This window comes from Methylobacterium sp. PvP105 (assembly GCF_017876975.1).
In the GTDB taxonomy this organism is placed as follows: domain Bacteria; phylum Pseudomonadota; class Alphaproteobacteria; order Rhizobiales; family Beijerinckiaceae; genus Methylobacterium; species Methylobacterium radiotolerans.
Window position 1 is genome coordinate 5,549,023 of the sequence record NZ_JAGIPA010000001.1, and the last position, 15,666, is coordinate 5,564,688.

Below are 15,666 nucleotides of genomic sequence, written 5' to 3' on the forward strand. Positions count from 1 at the left end.
TCTCCATCTGGAGATCGGGGAACTCAACGATCCAGTTACGCCGTTCTACCTACTCGTCCTTGATGGGAAGCCTCGTGATCTTGGGTAGCCCCGACAGGACGAAGGCGACCGGATGGGTCCGCGAGATCGATGCCCCCTTGATCGCATCCGCGAGTTCCTCGATCTCGGGCGTCTTGCCCTTCCGGATGAGATGGCTGAACTCGTCGATATGGACGACGCTGACCTCCCGCTTCAGGAGCTCCTCCGGCAGCCTGTACCAGATGTCGCCGCGCCCGATCTTGCCGACGCGCGCTCCGGCCTCGTCGAGGATCATTTCGGCGAGGATCCTGGGGTGGACGTATCCGCTCAGGGAAATGGAGATGCGGGGCCGCACGACGCCGAAGGACCGCCGTTCCGCCTGAAGGGACGGGTGTGCGCGCAACACCCGATCCATCGCGAGGCTCTTCCCCGCCCCGCTGGGACCGATCATGAAGAAGACCTCAGCCTCCTTGAGGCGCAGGCGCTTCTCGGTGAGGTGGTACTTCATGAATTGAGCGAAGGTATCCTCCAGGATCCTGTCGCGGCTGCATTCGACATAGACGTCTTCGAGCTTGTCGAGCCGGGTCAGCCCCCTCAGGTCTCGATCAGGCAGCTTTGATCGCATCCGCCGACGAAGGTCGTCGGACGAGAGGTTCCCCGAGCCAGCACCCGCGGCGATAAGGCTGTCGCTATCGGCGCTCATTCGACGTCCTCCCCAAACAGGTTGATCGAGCCGGCCAGCCCGGGCGGCGCGGATGGGACAGTCCCCGGGCGGCGGCGCCCGCCGGCCGGCGTAGCCACCGAGACGCCGATGCTACCGGACCCCGCGTCTCCGCTCGTAGGGGCGCCCGAGGGAACCGACCGTGTTGACAGCCATGACGACGCCAGGCGTCTGCGTCCGGGAAGGTTCAGGAGGTGAGGCCAGCATCTGCGTCCATGGTGGCGAGCCCTGGCGGACAACGGACCGGTCATCGGCACGGCCAAGGTGGATCTCGGGCGGCGACACCTCGCCCGCAAGCGGGCAGTCTTCACGGATGGGCGACCTGCCGAGGGTGGACGCGCGCCGTCAGGCCGCGCGGGACGTCGGCTCGGGTTCGAGGCCGGAGGCTTCCGGCCTCGAACCGAGGACCGCTTCGAGGGCCTCGGCGACCGCCACGGCCGTCCCGGTCGAGGGCGCGACCAGCGGCAGGCGCATGTCCGGGGACACGTCCGCCTGCAGGAGGGAGAGGGCCAGCTTGACCGGCCCCGGGTTGGTCTCGCGCTCCAGCGCCAAGACCAGGGGCGCGAGCCGGGCCTGGATGGCCGCCGCGGCCCGGAAGTCGCCATCCCGGCAGGCGCGCTGCAGGTCGGCGCACAGCCGCGGCGCGACGTTGGACACCACGGAGATGCAGCCCCGTCCGCCAGCGAGGTTGAAGGCGGCGGCGGTCGCGTCGTGGCCCGAGAGCTGAAGGAAGACGGTCCCAATCGACCGGGCGGTCGCCGTCGGCCGTGCCAAGTCGCCCGTCGCGTCCTTGATCCCGACGACGTTCGGGATCGCCGCCAGCCGCGCGAGCGTGTCGGCGGCGATGTCGACGCCCGTCCGGCACGGCACGGTGTACAGCAGGATCGGGAGGTCGACCGAGCCGGCGATGGCGGCGAAGTGGCGGTAGAGCCCCTCCTGCATCGGCTTGTTGTAGTAGGGCGTGACCACGAGCGCGGCATCGGCGCCCGCGGCTTGGGCGGCCCGCGTGAGCTCGATGCTGCTGCGGGTGCAGTTCGTGCCGGTGCCGGCGATGACCGGAACGCGCCCGGCGGCGGCCTCTACGGCGATGCGGAGCAGCCGGTCGTGCTCGCCCGCCGTCAGCGTGGGCGCCTCGCCAGTGGTGCCGGCGACCACCAGGCCTTCGGTGCCCTCCGCGACCTGCCATTCGACGAGCCCGGCGAAGGCGCGCTCGTCGAGCCTCCGTCCTCCGTCGGCGAACGGCGTCACCAGGGCCGTCAGCGAGCCCCCGAACCGGTCCGCTCCGGCGTTGGCGGCATCGGACGGCTCGGCCCGGTCGAGGCGGGATAGGGACATGAAGAACCTCGGGATCGGCCAGGCCGCGGTGAGGTGGGGGGGCGGTAAGCCTTGGCGTCGACGATAAGGCGACCCGCATAAGGGAACGAGACGCCAAGCGGGCTCGCAGGATTAGGAAGTCATCAGGACAGGGGCCCGGCGCCCCGGCTTGGTTGTGTTGCCCGCCCGTGCGAACACGCGGCCATGCTCACCTACCCCGCCTTCGCAGCGGCCGCCCTGGCCGAGATCGCCGGCTGCTTCGCATTCTGGGCTTGGCTCCGCCTCGACAGGTCACCGCTGTGGCTCATCCCAGGCATGGCCTCGCTGGCGCTGTTCGCCTACTTGCTGACCCTCGTGGAGAGCAAGGCCGCCGGTCGCGCCTACGCAGCCTACGGCGGGATCTACGTCGTCGCGGCCATCCTCTGGCTATGGGGCTTCGAGGGTCACCGGCCGGATAGGTGGGACGTCGTCGGGGGAATGATATGCCTGCTCGGCAGCGGCCTGATCATCTTCGCGCCGCGGGGAAGCTGATTCCCGGGACAGGATCGGCACCCGCACTCCTGATGAAACCCTGATGGAGATGCCATCCGAGGCATCTCGCATCCTTACGCGGTCCCGTGCTCACCTGGGATGACCCTCATCACCGGAGCGCGGACATGACCCATCACCTGAACGACGACAGGGATTTCGGCGCCCTCGATGCCTGTCGCGGCGAGGAGGCCCTGGCCGCCACGCTGCGGGCCCGCGCCGCCGTGCCGTCCGAGCAAGAGGCGCAGCACGCATTCCGGCGGCTGTGCACGAGCCGTGCGACCCGGCGCGCGATCAGGGACCACCGCCTCGCGGGTAAGCGCTGAGCCAAGGGACCTGTCCCGGAACCCGACCGCGGCGCCTTATGACTTACCTATACCGCGGCGCCCGCCTCCGTCTTGTTCCCTAACGGCGTAAGCGAGACCTCTCGCACCACCGGGCCTTCGCCCGCGTGGAGCATCCAGATGATCGTCTTTCGGCACATCGCCGCGGAATGCAGGGACGACCGCGTCTTCGCTCTGATGGTCCTGGTCCTCGGTTCGTGGACGGCCTTCTGCTTCGGGCTGCTTGCCCTGAACGTCATCGACGTGTTGCCCCCATCTTGAGCGCCGGTTCCCGCCCAGGCCTGCGCGGCCGGTTGCCGTGCCCGATCCCCAGGTTCCCCTCCGCCTCCCCGATGCCGGAGGTGGGGACCGCGTCCGACGCCGTCGTGCTCCGACATATCGACGGTCGCTGTACCGCCTGCGGCATCCCCTTCAGCGGCTTCGCCGGCGGAGACACCGGCGTGGTCCGCGTCGACCGGGCCCTGTGGCGCGCGGCATGCCATCGGTCGGCGCACATCGACGTGCCCGGAGCCTGCCACGAATTGCGCGCCGCGTGGCGTCCAGGCGCTGGTCCGGCAAGCGCGGGTAGATCGGAATCGGAGCGATCCTAACGGCTTCCTTATAAGATCGCCCCTGGCTCCGTCTCGAACCCTAACGCGGTTCCGGTCCACATTCAGGGTCGGCAAAGACCGGTCGCGGCGTCCCCGCTTCCGGCCCGCCGAACCGGACACGACCCCCATGCTCGACATCGTCTTCATCGCCGGAGGCCTCGCCTTCTTCGCGCTCACCGCCGGCTACACCGCGCTCTGCGATCGCCTCTGAGGCACGCCGCCATGACCCTCGACCTCGCCCTCGGCGCCCTCGTGACCGCCGGCCTCCTCGTCTACCTCACCTACGCCCTCGTCCGCCCCGAGCGGTTCTGAGCGGCCAGACGGACCTCCCCCCATGACAACCAACGGCTGGATCCAGATCGCGCTGTACTGCGCGGTCGTTCTGGCGCTCGTGAAGCCGCTCGGGGCCTACATGACCCGGGTCTTCAACGGCGAGCGCACCTTCCTCTCGCCCGTGCTCGCTCCCATCGAGCGCGGGCTCTACCGCGTGGCTGGCATCGACGCCCGCCAGGAACAGACCTGGCTCGGCTACGCCGGGGGGATGATCGTCTTCAACCTGCTCGGCTTCGTGCTGCTGTACGCGATCCTCCGGCTGCAGGCGGTGCTGCCGTACAACCCGGCGGAACAGTCGGCGGTCGCCCCGGACCTCGCGTTCAACACCTCGACCAGCTTCGTCACCAACACGAACTGGCAGTCCTACGGCGGCGAGACCACGCTCTCGTACCTCTCCCAGATGCTTGGGCTGACGCACCAGAATTTCGTGTCGGCGGCCTCCGGCATCGCGGTCGCCGTGGCGCTGATCCGCGGGTTCGCCCGTGCCTCCACAAAGACGCTGGGCTCTTTCTGGGTCGATATGACCCGCGCCACCCTCTACGTGCTGCTGCCGATCTGCATCGTCTTCACGCTGTTCCTGGTCTCGCAGGGCATGCCGCAGACCCTCGGCGGCTATGTGGACGCCACGACGCTGGAGGGCGCCAAGCAGACCATTGCGGTCGGTCCGGTGGCGAGCCAGGTGGCGATCAAGATGCTCGGCACCAACGGCGGCGGCTTCTTCAACGCCAACGCCGCGCATCCCTTCGAGAACCCCACCGCCCTGTCGAACTACCTCCAGATGATCTCGATCTTCGTGATCGGGGCGGCGCTCACCAACGTCTTCGGCCGCATGGTCGGGGATGAGCGCCAGGGCTGGGCTATCCTCGCGGCGATGGGCCTGCTCTTCGTGGCCGGCGTCGCCGTCACCTACTGGGCGGAAGCCAACGCGACCGGCGTCCTGTCCCAGCTCGGGCTCACGGGCGGCAACATGGAGGGCAAGGAGACCCGCTTCGGCATCGCGGCCTCGGCACTGTTCGCGGTGATCACCACCGCGGCCTCATGCGGCGCCGTCAACGCCATGCACGACTCGTTCACGGCGCTCGGCGGCCTGATCCCGCTCATCAACATGCAGCTCGGCGAAGTCATTATCGGCGGTGTCGGCGCCGGTCTCTACGGCATGCTGATCTTCGTGATCGTGGCGATCTTTGTGGCGGGCCTGATGGTCGGCCGCACGCCCGAATACCTCGGCAAGAAGATCGAGGCGAAGGAGGTGAAGATGGCGATGCTCGGCATCCTCTGCCTGCCGCTGATGATGCTGGGCTTCACCGCGCTCGCCACGGTGGTGTCCGCGGGCCTTGCCGGTCCGGCCAATGCCGGCCCGCACGGGTTCTCGGAGATCCTCTATGCCTACACGTCGGCGGCCGCGAACAACGGCTCGGCCTTCGGCGGGCTGACGGCCAACACCCTGTTCTACAACAGCACCCTGGCGATCGGCATGCTGGTCGGCCGGTTCTTCGTGAAGATCCCGGTGCTCGCCATCGCGGGCTCGCTCGCAGCCAAGAAGACGGTTCCGGCCTCCGCGGGCACCTTCCCGACCCATGGCGGCCTGTTCATCGGGCTGCTGGTCGGCGTGGTGTTGATCATGGGCGGCCTGACCTTCTTCCCGTCCCTGGCGCTCGGACCCATCGTCGAGCACTTCGCGGCCGTGGCCGGCCAGACCTTCGCGACGGGGGGCTGAGGCATGCCTCGCGCCCTCCACGCCCGTCGTGTGCCGCGCCACCACCTCGCGCTGCACCGCCCCCCGCTGCGGCACGACCGCGGCGGTGCCCAGCCCCTGCGGACCTCCGACCTCGTGATGGCGTTGCTCGGCGTCGTGATGCTCGGCGGCCTCGCCCTCGCCGCCGCCTTCGTCCTGACCTCCGGTGCGACCGCTCCCTGAACCAAGGCAGGCCCGGCCCTCGCGGCCGGGCCCCACCGCCCCTCTCCGGACACCTCAGACCATGTCCCGCCAGACCTCATCCCTGTTCAGCGCCGCCCTCGTCGGGCCGGCCCTCGTCGGCTCCGTCAGGAAGCTCGACCCCCGCGCCATGATCCGGAACCCGGTCATGTTCGTCGTCGAGGTCGTGGCCGTCCTCACGACCATCCTGTTCGCCCGCGACCTCCTCACCGGCGGCAGCGACCTCCTCTTCTCAGGCCAGATCATCCTCTGGCTGTGGTTCACCCTGATCTTCGCTAACTTCGCGGAGGCGCTGGCGGAAGGCCGCGGCAAGGCCCAGGCCGACAGCCTGCGGCGCACCCGCACCGAGATGACCGCCAAGCGGCTCACCGGCCAGGGTCGCAGCTACGAGAGCGTGCCCGGCACCTCGCTGAAGGTCGGCGACGTGGTGCTCGTCGAGGCCGGCGACCTGATCCCCTCCGACGGCGAGGTGATCGAGGGCGTCGCCTCGGTCAACGAAGCCGCCATCACCGGCGAGTCCGCTCCGGTGATCCGCGAGTCCGGCGGTGACCGCTCTGCGGTGACCGGCGGGACACAGGTGCTGTCCGACGAGATCAAGGTCCGGATCACCGCGGCCGCCGGCTCGACTTTCGTCGATCGCATGATCGCTCTGGTCGAGGGTGCGTCGCGGCAGAAGACGCCGAACGAGATCGCCCTGAACATCCTGCTCGCCGGATTGACCCTCGTGTTCGTCTTCGCGGTGGCCTCGATCCCGAGCTTCGCCAGCTACGCGGGCGGGTCGATCCCCGTGATCGTGCTGGTCGCCCTGTTCGTGACGCTGATCCCCACGACCATCGGCGCGCTGCTCTCGGCCATCGGCATCGCCGGCATGGACCGGCTGGTGCGCTTCAACGTGCTCGCCATGTCCGGCCGCGCCGTCGAGGCGGCGGGTGACGTCGACACGCTGTTGCTGGACAAGACCGGCACGATCACGCTCGGCAACCGGCAGGCCACCGAGTTCCGTCCCGTCCGCGGTGTCACCGAGCAGGACTTGGCCGACGCGGCGCAACTCGCCTCGCTCGCGGACGAGACGCCGGAGGGCCGCTCCATCGTGGTCCTCGCGAAGGAGAAGTACGGCATCCGCGCCCGGGACATGGCGAGCCTGAACGCCACCTTCGTGCCGTTCACCGCGCAGTCGCGGATGTCGGGGGTGGACCTGCAGGGCACGTCGATCCGCAAGGGCGCGGTCGATGCGGTCATCGCCTCGGTCTCGGGCCAGCCGATGGCGAGCCGGGGCTCGAACGTGGCCCTGGCCGTCCGTCCCGAGGCGGAGACCGGCGTCGTGACCGAGATCCGTGCCATCGCGGAAACCATCGCCAAGGCCGGCGGCACCCCGCTCGCCGTGTCCAAGGACGGCCGCCTACTCGGTGTCGTCTACCTCAAGGACATCGTGAAGGGCGGCATCCGCGAGCGCTTCGCGGAACTGCGCCAGATGGGCATCCGCACGGTGATGATCACCGGCGACAACCCGATGACCGCCGCCGCCATCGCGGCCGAGGCGGGGGTGGACGACTTCCTCGCCCAGGCCACCCCGGAGGACAAGCTCGCGCTGATCCGCAAGGAGCAGTCCCAGGGCAAGCTGGTCGCCATGTGTGGCGACGGCACCAACGACGCCCCGGCGCTCGCCCAGGCCGATGTCGGCGTCGCCATGAACACCGGTACGGTGGCCGCCCGCGAGGCCGGGAACATGGTCGACCTCGACAGCGACCCGACGAAGCTCATCGAGATCGTCGGCATCGGCAAGCAGTTGCTGATGACCCGCGGCGCGCTGACGACCTTCTCCATCGCCAACGACGTGGCGAAATACTTCGCCATCATCCCGGCGATGTTCCTGACGCTCTACCCGCAGCTCCAGGCGCTGAACGTCATGCACCTGGCCTCGCCGCAGAGCGCGATCCTGTCGGCCATCATCTTCAACGCGCTCATCATCGTGGCGCTGATCCCGCTGGCCCTGAAGGGTGTCACCTACCGGGCCGTCGGCGCCGCCGCGCTGCTGCGCCGGAACCTGCTGATCTACGGCCTCGGCGGCGTCCTGGTGCCGTTCGTCGGCATCAAGGCCATCGACCTCGCCGTCAGCGCCCTGCACCTCGCGTAACGTCTGCGTCCTCTCCCTCTCCCTCGTGGGGAGGGGAGCCGTCCAACGAAAGCCCTCGCCATGTTGAACCAGCTTCGCCCCGCCCTCGTCCTCCTCGTCGCCATGACGGCGGTCACCGGCCTCGCCTACCCGCTGGCGATGACCGGCATCGCGGGGGCCATCTTCCCGGCCAAGGCCGCCGGCAGCCTGATCGAGCGCGACGGCAAGGTCGTCGGCTCCAGCCTGATCGGCCAGAACTTCACCGGGGCCAACTACTTCCACGGCCGCCCCTCGGCGACCACGGCGGCGGACCCGGCCGACGCCACCAAGACCGTCCCGGCGCCCTACAACGCGGCGAATTCCTCCGGCTCGAACCTCGGCCCGACGAGCGCGGCGCTGGCCGAGCGGGTCAAGGGCGACCTCGACACGCTGAAGGCCGAGAACCCCGGCCAGCCCGTTCCGGTCGACCTCGTGACGACCAGCGGCTCCGGCCTCGACCCGGACATCTCACCCGACGCAGCCCTGTTCCAGGTGCCGCGCGTCGCCAAGGCCCGCAACGTCCCGGAGGACAAGCTGCGCGACCTCGTCGCCGGTCAGATCCAGGGCCGCACGCTCGGCCTGCTCGGCGAGCCGCGCGTCAACGTCCTGGCGCTCAACCTCGCCCTGGACGACCTCGCCAAGCGCTGAGGAACGAGCATGTCCGAGAACGGCCGCGACCCGAACCGCCCCTCGCCCGACGCGCTGCTCGAAGCGGCGCGCCGGGAGGAACGGACCCGCGGCCGACTCAAGGTCTTCCTCGGGGCCGCCCCCGGCGTCGGCAAGACCTACGAGATGCTGACGATCGGACGTGCCAGGCTGAAGGCCGGGGCCGACGTGGTGATCGGCGTCGTCGAGACACACGGAAGGGCCGAGACCGAGGCCCTGCTCGACGGCTTCGAGGTGATCCCCCGGCGGCCCGTGCCGTATCACGGCACCGTCCTTGAAGAGATGGACCTCGACGCCCTGCTCGCCCGCCGGCCGGCGCTCGCCCTCGTCGACGAGCTCGCCCACACCAACGCGCCGGGCTCCCGCCATCCGAAGCGCTACCAGGACGTCGAGGAACTGCTCGATGCCGGCATCGACGTCCTGACGACGCTCAACATCCAGCACGTCGAGAGCCTGAACGACGTCGTCGCCTCGATCACCCGCATCCGGGTGCGTGAGACCGTGCCTGACGGGGTCCTGGACCGGGCCGACGACATCGAGGTGGTGGACCTTAACCCCGACGACCTGATCGAGCGCCTGAAGGCCGGGAAGGTCTACGTCCCGACCAACGCCGAGCGCGCGCTGAAGCACTACTTCTCCCGGGGCAACCTGACGGCCCTGCGGGAACTGGCGCTGCGGCGTACGGCCGACCGGGTGGACGACGAACTCCTGAGCCACATGCGGGCCAACGCCATCGCTGGCCCCTGGGCGGCGGGCGAGCGCGTGCTGGTCTGCGTCAGCGAGGATCCCCGGTCCTCCGGCCTCGTCCGCTACACGAAGCGTCTCGCCGACCGCCTGCACGCCCCGTGGACCGCGCTCGCCGTGGAGGGCACCCGCGCCGCCTCCTTGAGCGAGGCCCAGCGCGACCGGATCGCCGCGGCCCTGCGGCTCGCCGACAAGCTCGGGGGCGACGCCGTCACGCTCCCCGGCGGCCGCCGGACCGCCGACGACATCCTGGCCTACGCCCGCTCGGCCAACGTCAACCACGTCGTGGTCGGCAAGTCGGAGCGCTCCCGCCTGTTCGAACTCGTCAACGGCTCGGTGGTGCACGACCTCGTCCGGGACGGGGGCAACATCTGCGTGCACGTGGTGCCCGGTGAGGCCGTGGAGCCGGAGAAGCCGACACGTCGCGCCGTCGCGACCGCCGCACCGCGCACGGCGTTCGACGCCCGGCCCTACCTCGTTGCTCTGGCCGCGGTGGGGGCCGGCCTCGGTGCGGCGGTCGTGGCCCAACCCTACGCGGGCGTCGAGAACGCCGACCTGTTCCTGCTCACCGCCGTGGTTGGGGTCGCGGTCAAATGGGGCCTGGGCCCGGCGCTCGCCGCGGTGGTGGCCGCCTCGCTCGCCTACAATTTCTTCTTCCTGCCGCCGGTCTACACCCTCACCATCGCCGACCCGACCAACGTCGCCGCGTTCCTGCTCTTCACCCTGGTGGCCGTGCTCGTCTCCAACCTCGCCGCCCGGGCGAGGCTGACCGCCATGGTGAGCCAGGGACGGGCGCGGGCGACGGAGCGGCTGTTCGGATTCTCGCGCAAGCTCGCCGCCTGCGGCACCCTCGACGACGTGCTCTGGGCGACCTCGTCCCAGGTCGCGGCGATCCTGAAGGTGCGCGTCGTGCTCCTCCTACCCGAGGGCAAGGCGGTGACGGTGCGGGCCGGCTACCCGCCGGAGGACATGTTGGACGAGGCCGACGTCGCGGCGGCGCAGTGGGCTTTCGACAACGACCGCCCCGCGGGCCGGGGCGCCGACACGCTGCCCGGCGCCAAGCGCCTGTTCCTGCCGATGCGGACCGGGCGCGGCACCGTCGGTGTGGTCGGCCTCGACGCGGACGGGACCGGGCCGATCCTCACGCCGGAGGGCCGCCGCATGTTCGATGCCCTCGCCGACATGGGGGCGCTCGCCATCGAGCGGGTGAGCCTCGTGGAGGATCTCGACCGGGCCGAGCGCGCCGCCGAGACCGACCGACTGCGGCAGGCGCTGCTGACCTCGATCAGCCACGACCTGCGCACGCCGCTGGCGTCGGTGCTCGGCGCGGCCAGCACGCTGCGCGACCTCGACACCGCGCTTGACGGCGCGGCCAAGGCGGAGCTGCTCGGTACGATCATCGAGGAATCGGAGCGGTTGAACCGCTTCATCGTGAACCTCCTCGACATGACCCGCCTGGAGGCAGGCGCGGTCGCGCCAAACCTCGCCCCGCAGGATGTGGCCGAGACCGTCGACACGGCGCTGCGCCGGGTCGAGAAGGTGCTGTGCGGCCATAGGATCGCGGTCGACCTCGCGCCTAACCTGCCGACCCTGCGCCTCGACCCGGTCCTGTTCGAGCAGGTGCTCGTGAACCTCCTCGACAACGCCGCGAAGTACGCGCCCGAGGACACGACCGTGACGGTGCGGGCCCGCCAGGACGGACGGTCCGTCCGCATCGAGATCCTCGACGAGGGCAACGGCATCCCGGAGGCGGACGTCGAGCGCCTGTTCGACAAGTTCTACCGGGTGCGCAAGAGCGACCGCGTCCGAGCCGGTACCGGGCTGGGCCTGGCCATCTCGCGCGGCTTCGTCGAGGCGATGGGCGGCACCGTCACCGCGGGCAACCGGCACGACCGGCTGGGCGCGGTCTTCACCGTGACACTGCCCGTCCCCGCTCGGTCGTCAAAGGACATCGCCGCATGAGCCCGACCGTCCTCGTGATCGACGACGAGCCGCCGATCCGTAAGCTGCTGCGCATGGGCCTCTCGACCCAGGGCTACGCCATCCTGGAGGCGCCGAACGGGGCGACCGCCCTGGACGTGCTGGGGCGGGAGGGCGTGGACCTCGTCCTGCTCGACCTCGGCCTGCCGGACATGCGCGGCCACGACCTCCTGCGGACGATCCGGGCGAGCCATCCCGGCTTGCCGGTGGTGGTCCTGTCGAGCCGGGACGACGAGGCCGGCAAGGTCGAGGCGCTGGACCTTGGCGCAGACGACTACGTGACCAAGCCGTTCGGCATGGCCGAGCTCCTGGCCCGACTCCGGGCGGCGCTGCGCCACCAACTCGCCCAGCGCGGCGAGCGTCCGGTGTTCCGAATTGACGGCCTGAGCGTGGACCTCGTCCGCAGGGTTGTGAGGGTCGACGACGTCGAGGTGAAGCTCACCCCGCGCGAGTACGACTTCCTCCGCGTGCTCGTGCTCCATGCCGGCAAGGTGCTCACCCACGCGCAACTCATGCACGAGGTCGCGGTCTCGTCCGAGCCGCAATACCTCCGCGTCTACGTGCGCCAGCTCCGCCAGAAGCTTGAGGCCGACCCCGAGCGGCCGCGCATCCTTCTCACCGAGACCGGCGTCGGCTATCGCCTCCGGGCCCCGGACGACGAGCCAAACCTCAAGCCGCGCGCCGCGAACGATGCCGGGCCGCGAACGACGGAGACGACGCACTGATGCCGCTCTCGACGCCCCGCCGGCCGGCACCATGACCATCGACGAGATCCTCGCGCCCGAGGACGTCCTGGCGGGCCTGCGCGCCCCATCCAAGAAAGCCCTGCTGGAGAGCCTGGCCGCGCGGGCCGCGGACCGGCTCGGCCTCGCCGTCGACGTGATCCTCGCCCCCCTCGCCAGGCGGGAGGAACTGGGTTCGACCGGCGTAGGGGACGGCGTGGCGCTGCCCCATGCGAGGCTGGAAGGCATCGACCGACCGTTCGGCCTGCTGGCGCGGCTGCGCGATCCGATGGAGTTCGACGCGGTGGACGACCGCCCGATCGACCTCGTCTTCCTGCTGCTGCTCCCCGCCGGCAGCGAGGGGCGGCACCTGAACGCCCTGGCCTGCGTGGCGCGGTGGCTGCGGGACCCTGAGACCGCGGCGGCCCTGCGCGGCGCCCGCGACGCCGCCGCGCTGCACGCCGTCGTCGGCGACCGGATGCTCAGCAAAGCCTGAGCGAGATTGGGCCGAGCCCGCCAAGCCTGGCCGTCAGTATTTGGCCGGGCAACACCTGCGCGAGGCCGCAGCAACTGCCGACCGACACGAGGTCGCCGCCGTTCAGGCCCGAGCCGCGGTCGGCGAGGTGGCGTGCCAGCCACGCGACCGCGTTGAGCGGGTCGCCCATGACGTCGCGCCCGTGGCCACGGGCGACCACGTTCCCGTCGATGGCGAGGCTCGCCTCTCCGGCGGCGATGTCCGCGCTCATCCAGCCGTCGATCCATGGTCCGGCCACGTGGGCGACCTCCAGCCCGAGGTCCGCTGTCGCCGCCCGCTCGTCGAGCACCGTCGGCAGCGCGGTGCGCCGCCCGACGATGTGCAGGTCGAGCCGGCAGGCGGCGCAGGCGCCGAGGGCGTTGCGCGCGGTCGTCGCCTCCTCGTCGGTGAATGGGAACGAGCGACCGATCATGAAGGTGAGGCCGACGCTGGCGCCGAGCGCGCCGCGCGGCAGCCGGAGCGTCCCGCCGTCGTCCAGGATGGCCTCGCGCAGGAGCGGTCCGACGACCGGCCCGCCCAGCCGGAGAGTGCGCGCCACCGCGGGATGCGTGCCGACGAGGGCGTAGCCGATCTGCGCCCAGCCGAGCGCCCTCACGGTCGCGTCGGATACGTCCTCGGCATCCTCCAAGGTCATCACGGACGAAAGGTCGACGTCGGCGAGGTTGCCTGCGATGCGCGCTTGCGCGAGCCGCCGCCCCTGCGCGTCTGGGTCGATGCTGGCGGTGCGGAGGGCGAGCATGGCAAGTTCTGGGAACACGGAAGGTCCCGGAGCCTGCACGCTCTCGCATAAGGGTTCGAGAAGGCGGACGGGGTCGCTGTATCAGTATCCCGTTAAGGACCTGCCGACCGCATCGCCCGCCGTTCGAAGGGCGTCAGATGCCCACTAGGTCGCCAAGGACGTCGGCGGCGAGCAGGAGGCAGAAGCCGCCGAGCGTGGCGACACCCGCGACCGCGAGGACGAGGTCCGATGTCCGGACGGCGTCTGCGCTGCGGCGCCCGGAACCCAGGTGCCGGAAGTGGCGGGCTCGGACGGAACGGGTGGACACGGGTGACCCCTGGGATCTGTTACGGGAGTGATATGGGAAGCGCGGCCCGGCCGCTCCAGTGGGCCGGGCACGTTCTCAGATGCGGAACTCGACGCGTTCCCCGGACAGGAACACCGCGTCAGGCCGGTGGTCGGTCTCGTCCTCGGCGTAGTCGACGGCGGCCTTCCGGCTGCGGAAGATGCCGCCGGCCCGCCCGTGGGTCTCGATGGCGACCCAGTGCCCTTCCGGGTCCTGGCCTACGATGAACCGGGCCGCGTCCGAGGCGGGGGCCTCGGCATGGATGGCGGCAACGTGGATGGTGGGAGACATCGTGTGTCTGGGGTTCGCGCGGTCCTCGTTGAACCGCGACCCTAAGCTGGGCCCGAATGCGTTAGGGTTCGAGCGGGAAGCGACGTCGATTCCGTAAGTGTGTCGTTAGGATTTCTGGTGCCGACTTTCCGTCCCCTCGAAATCGGGAGGCCCGCCGCCCAACTGGGCGCTACTGCCGGTCGACCCGGCGAGGTTGGGGGGCAGTCGTGCGCAAGTTAGCGTTTCCGGATGGTCGCGGGGCATGGCTGCCCCTCGGCTTGGCGCTCTTGCTCATCCTTCTCGTCGCCACTGGCTTCTACTTGACCCGGGCCACGATTCTGACCATCGCGGTCGCCCCGAGCGGCGGAACCGAGCCAGCCCTCTTGCAGGCCTACGCCGACGAACTCGCCCGTCGAAAGCTCGCCGTCCGCCTGAAGGTCGTCGCGTTCGGCGGCGTGCAGGAAAGCGCCGAGGCACTGCGGGGCGGCAAGGCCGACCTCGCGGTGGTCAGGCCCGACGTCGCGCTGCCGGGGAACGGCCTCACGCTCGCCATCCTGCGCGAGCTCGCGGCCTTCGTCGTGGCTCCCGGAGCGTCCGGCATCAAGGCCATCCCGGACCTCGCGGGGAAGCGGCTGGGCATGCTGGCCGCGCGGACGGCGGATCGCACGCTGCTGCGGGATCTCCTCGCCCACGATGGGCTTGAACTCCTGACCAATCCTCCGACCGGTGTCGTGGGCGGAAAGTCCGTCGCGTTGGTTCCCGTGGAGAAGTCCGACGTCGCGGCCGCCTTCCGCGACGGTCGGATCGACGCCATGGCGCTGGTGACGACGCCCACCCTCCCGTCCGCGAGACGGATCGTCGGCCTCGTGGGGGAGGCAAGTGAAGCCGGCGAGGTCGCGCTGATCGGGTTTCCCGACACCGCCGCCCTTTTGGCCCGGTGGCCGCGCCTGCAAGCGGTCACGGTCCCTGCGGCCCTGTACGGCGGCAACCCGCGCCTCCCCGGCGAGGACGTCGCGACCGTGGGCTCGTCCTACCGGCTGATGGCCCGTTCCGGCCTGTCGCGCAGCGTGGCCGCGGAAGTGACCCAGCACCTGTTCGAGATGCGCACGGCGCTCGCAGAGACCGTGCCGGCGGCCGAGGACGTCACCCACCCCGATTACGAGGACACCGCCGACGCAACCAGCGCTCGCCTGCCCAGCCATCCGGGTGCCATCGACTACTACGAGCGCGAGCAGGAGACCTTCATCGAGCGCTACGAGAGCTGGATCTACCTCGTCGCCATCCTCGGTGGTGGACTGGGTTCGACCGCCGCGTGGCTGCGGCAGCGCCTCGGACGCATCCGCCGGGAGCGGATCGAGGTGGCCATAGGGAGGCTGCTGGAGCTTCGTTCGGAGGCGCGCCGCGAGACCGACCGTGCGCGCCTGGAGGCGATGGCGGGCGAGGTGGACGACCTCGCCGGGAGCATTGCCCGCCATGCCCTGAATAGGCCGACCGAACCGCGGACGCTCGGCGCCGCCACAGTGGCCATCGAGGCGGCGCGCTCGACCGTGAAGCGGGTCTTGGACCGGAACGGAGTGCCGACGTGATATCGACTCGTGCGAGGCCGCCGGGCGCCGCAACCTGTATTTTTGTCGGTGGCCGCAGAGGTGAGGCCGAGGCTGCCGAGATGGCGGCGGCGCGATGAGTGGTGCTTGCCAGTCTCGAAACATTCGATGCCTGCGGGTCCTAGCGATGCCTAGGCTTGCGCCG

The 15,666-nt window shown here is 70.4% G+C and carries 17 protein-coding genes; 12 read left to right on the forward strand and 5 right to left on the reverse strand.

The features are described from left to right. Nucleotides 1–49 precede the first annotated feature (49 nt). Together J3A75_RS27055 and dapA are read right to left on the reverse strand one after the other, a co-directional pair. Nucleotides 50–643, reverse strand: coding sequence for an AAA family ATPase (locus tag J3A75_RS27055; RefSeq protein WP_179239943.1), 594 nt, complete (start codon nucleotides 641–643; stop codon nucleotides 50–52). A 441-nt stretch (nucleotides 644–1,084) separates the two neighbouring features. Continuing rightward, the gene (gene dapA, locus J3A75_RS27060; RefSeq protein ID WP_059409524.1) at nucleotides 1,085–2,074 is read right to left on the reverse strand and encodes a 4-hydroxy-tetrahydrodipicolinate synthase; all 990 of its coding nucleotides are present in this window, start codon (nucleotides 2,072–2,074) and stop codon (nucleotides 1,085–1,087) included. A gap of 183 nt (nucleotides 2,075–2,257) precedes the next feature. Here dapA and J3A75_RS27065 point away from each other — a divergent pair, with 183 nt between their 5' ends. From J3A75_RS27065 to J3A75_RS27115, 11 genes are all read left to right on the forward strand, one after another. Beyond that, a complete protein-coding gene (locus J3A75_RS27065) occupies nucleotides 2,258–2,584 on the forward strand; it encodes a YnfA family protein (protein WP_043074410.1) in 327 nt (108 codons plus the stop codon). 125 nt (nucleotides 2,585–2,709) lie between these two features. Next, on the forward strand, nucleotides 2,710–2,907 hold the full coding sequence (locus tag J3A75_RS27070) for a hypothetical protein (protein ID WP_043074411.1): 198 nt from the start codon (nucleotides 2,710–2,712) through the stop codon (nucleotides 2,905–2,907). 138 nt (nucleotides 2,908–3,045) lie between these two features. Then, a complete protein-coding gene (locus J3A75_RS27075) occupies nucleotides 3,046–3,186 on the forward strand; it encodes a hypothetical protein (protein WP_179239942.1) in 141 nt (46 codons plus the stop codon). 551 nt (nucleotides 3,187–3,737) lie between these two features. Then, complete coding sequence (locus J3A75_RS27080; RefSeq protein ID WP_017484418.1) at nucleotides 3,738–3,827, forward strand: K(+)-transporting ATPase subunit F; 90 nt, start codon at nucleotides 3,738–3,740, stop codon at nucleotides 3,825–3,827. 22 nt (nucleotides 3,828–3,849) lie between these two features. Then, nucleotides 3,850–5,565, forward strand: coding sequence for a potassium-transporting ATPase subunit KdpA (kdpA, locus tag J3A75_RS27085; protein ID WP_043074412.1), 1,716 nt, complete (start codon nucleotides 3,850–3,852; stop codon nucleotides 5,563–5,565). Between the two features lie 3 nt (nucleotides 5,566–5,568). After that, the gene (locus J3A75_RS27090; RefSeq protein ID WP_043074413.1) at nucleotides 5,569–5,766 is read left to right on the forward strand and encodes a hypothetical protein; all 198 of its coding nucleotides are present in this window, start codon (nucleotides 5,569–5,571) and stop codon (nucleotides 5,764–5,766) included. 61 nt (nucleotides 5,767–5,827) lie between these two features. After that, on the forward strand, nucleotides 5,828–7,918 hold the full coding sequence (kdpB, locus tag J3A75_RS27095; RefSeq protein ID WP_043074414.1) for a potassium-transporting ATPase subunit KdpB: 2,091 nt from the start codon (nucleotides 5,828–5,830) through the stop codon (nucleotides 7,916–7,918). Nucleotides 7,919–7,978: 60 nt separating this feature from the next. Then, entirely contained in the window at nucleotides 7,979–8,584 is a 606-nt protein-coding gene (locus tag J3A75_RS27100; RefSeq protein ID WP_043074415.1) for a K(+)-transporting ATPase subunit C, read from the forward strand. Nucleotides 8,585–8,593: 9 nt separating this feature from the next. After that, a complete protein-coding gene (locus J3A75_RS27105) occupies nucleotides 8,594–11,308 on the forward strand; it encodes a sensor histidine kinase (protein ID WP_209650826.1) in 2,715 nt (904 codons plus the stop codon). Beyond that, on the forward strand, nucleotides 11,305–12,051 hold the full coding sequence (locus J3A75_RS27110) for a response regulator transcription factor (protein WP_043074416.1): 747 nt from the start codon (nucleotides 11,305–11,307) through the stop codon (nucleotides 12,049–12,051). Before J3A75_RS27105 ends, J3A75_RS27110 begins: the two co-directional genes overlap by 4 nt. A 31-nt stretch (nucleotides 12,052–12,082) precedes the next feature. Continuing rightward, complete coding sequence (locus tag J3A75_RS27115) at nucleotides 12,083–12,544, forward strand: PTS sugar transporter subunit IIA (RefSeq protein ID WP_059409527.1); 462 nt, start codon at nucleotides 12,083–12,085, stop codon at nucleotides 12,542–12,544. On the opposite strand, the gene J3A75_RS27120 is transcribed toward J3A75_RS27115, so the two are convergent. The 3 genes from J3A75_RS27120 to J3A75_RS27130 form a co-directional block, all read right to left on the reverse strand. Beyond that, a complete protein-coding gene (locus tag J3A75_RS27120) occupies nucleotides 12,531–13,322 on the reverse strand; it encodes a 2-keto-4-pentenoate hydratase (RefSeq protein ID WP_043074417.1) in 792 nt (263 codons plus the stop codon). The genes J3A75_RS27115 and J3A75_RS27120 overlap by 14 nt on opposite strands. 133 nt (nucleotides 13,323–13,455) lie before the next feature. Continuing rightward, nucleotides 13,456–13,629 (reverse strand): hypothetical protein, encoded by a 174-nt coding sequence (locus J3A75_RS27125; RefSeq protein ID WP_179239941.1) that lies wholly within the window; start codon nucleotides 13,627–13,629, stop codon nucleotides 13,456–13,458. 75 nt (nucleotides 13,630–13,704) lie between these two features. Then, nucleotides 13,705–13,938, reverse strand: coding sequence for a hypothetical protein (locus tag J3A75_RS27130; RefSeq protein WP_043074418.1), 234 nt, complete (start codon nucleotides 13,936–13,938; stop codon nucleotides 13,705–13,707). Between the two features lie 257 nt (nucleotides 13,939–14,195). Here J3A75_RS27130 and J3A75_RS27135 point away from each other — a divergent pair, with 257 nt between their 5' ends. Further along, nucleotides 14,196–15,503 carry a TAXI family TRAP transporter solute-binding subunit gene (locus J3A75_RS27135; RefSeq protein WP_202130960.1) on the forward strand — a complete coding sequence of 436 codons (1,308 nt, stop codon included), beginning with the start codon at nucleotides 14,196–14,198 and terminating at the stop codon, nucleotides 15,501–15,503. The last annotated feature ends 163 nt before the right edge of the window (nucleotides 15,504–15,666 follow it).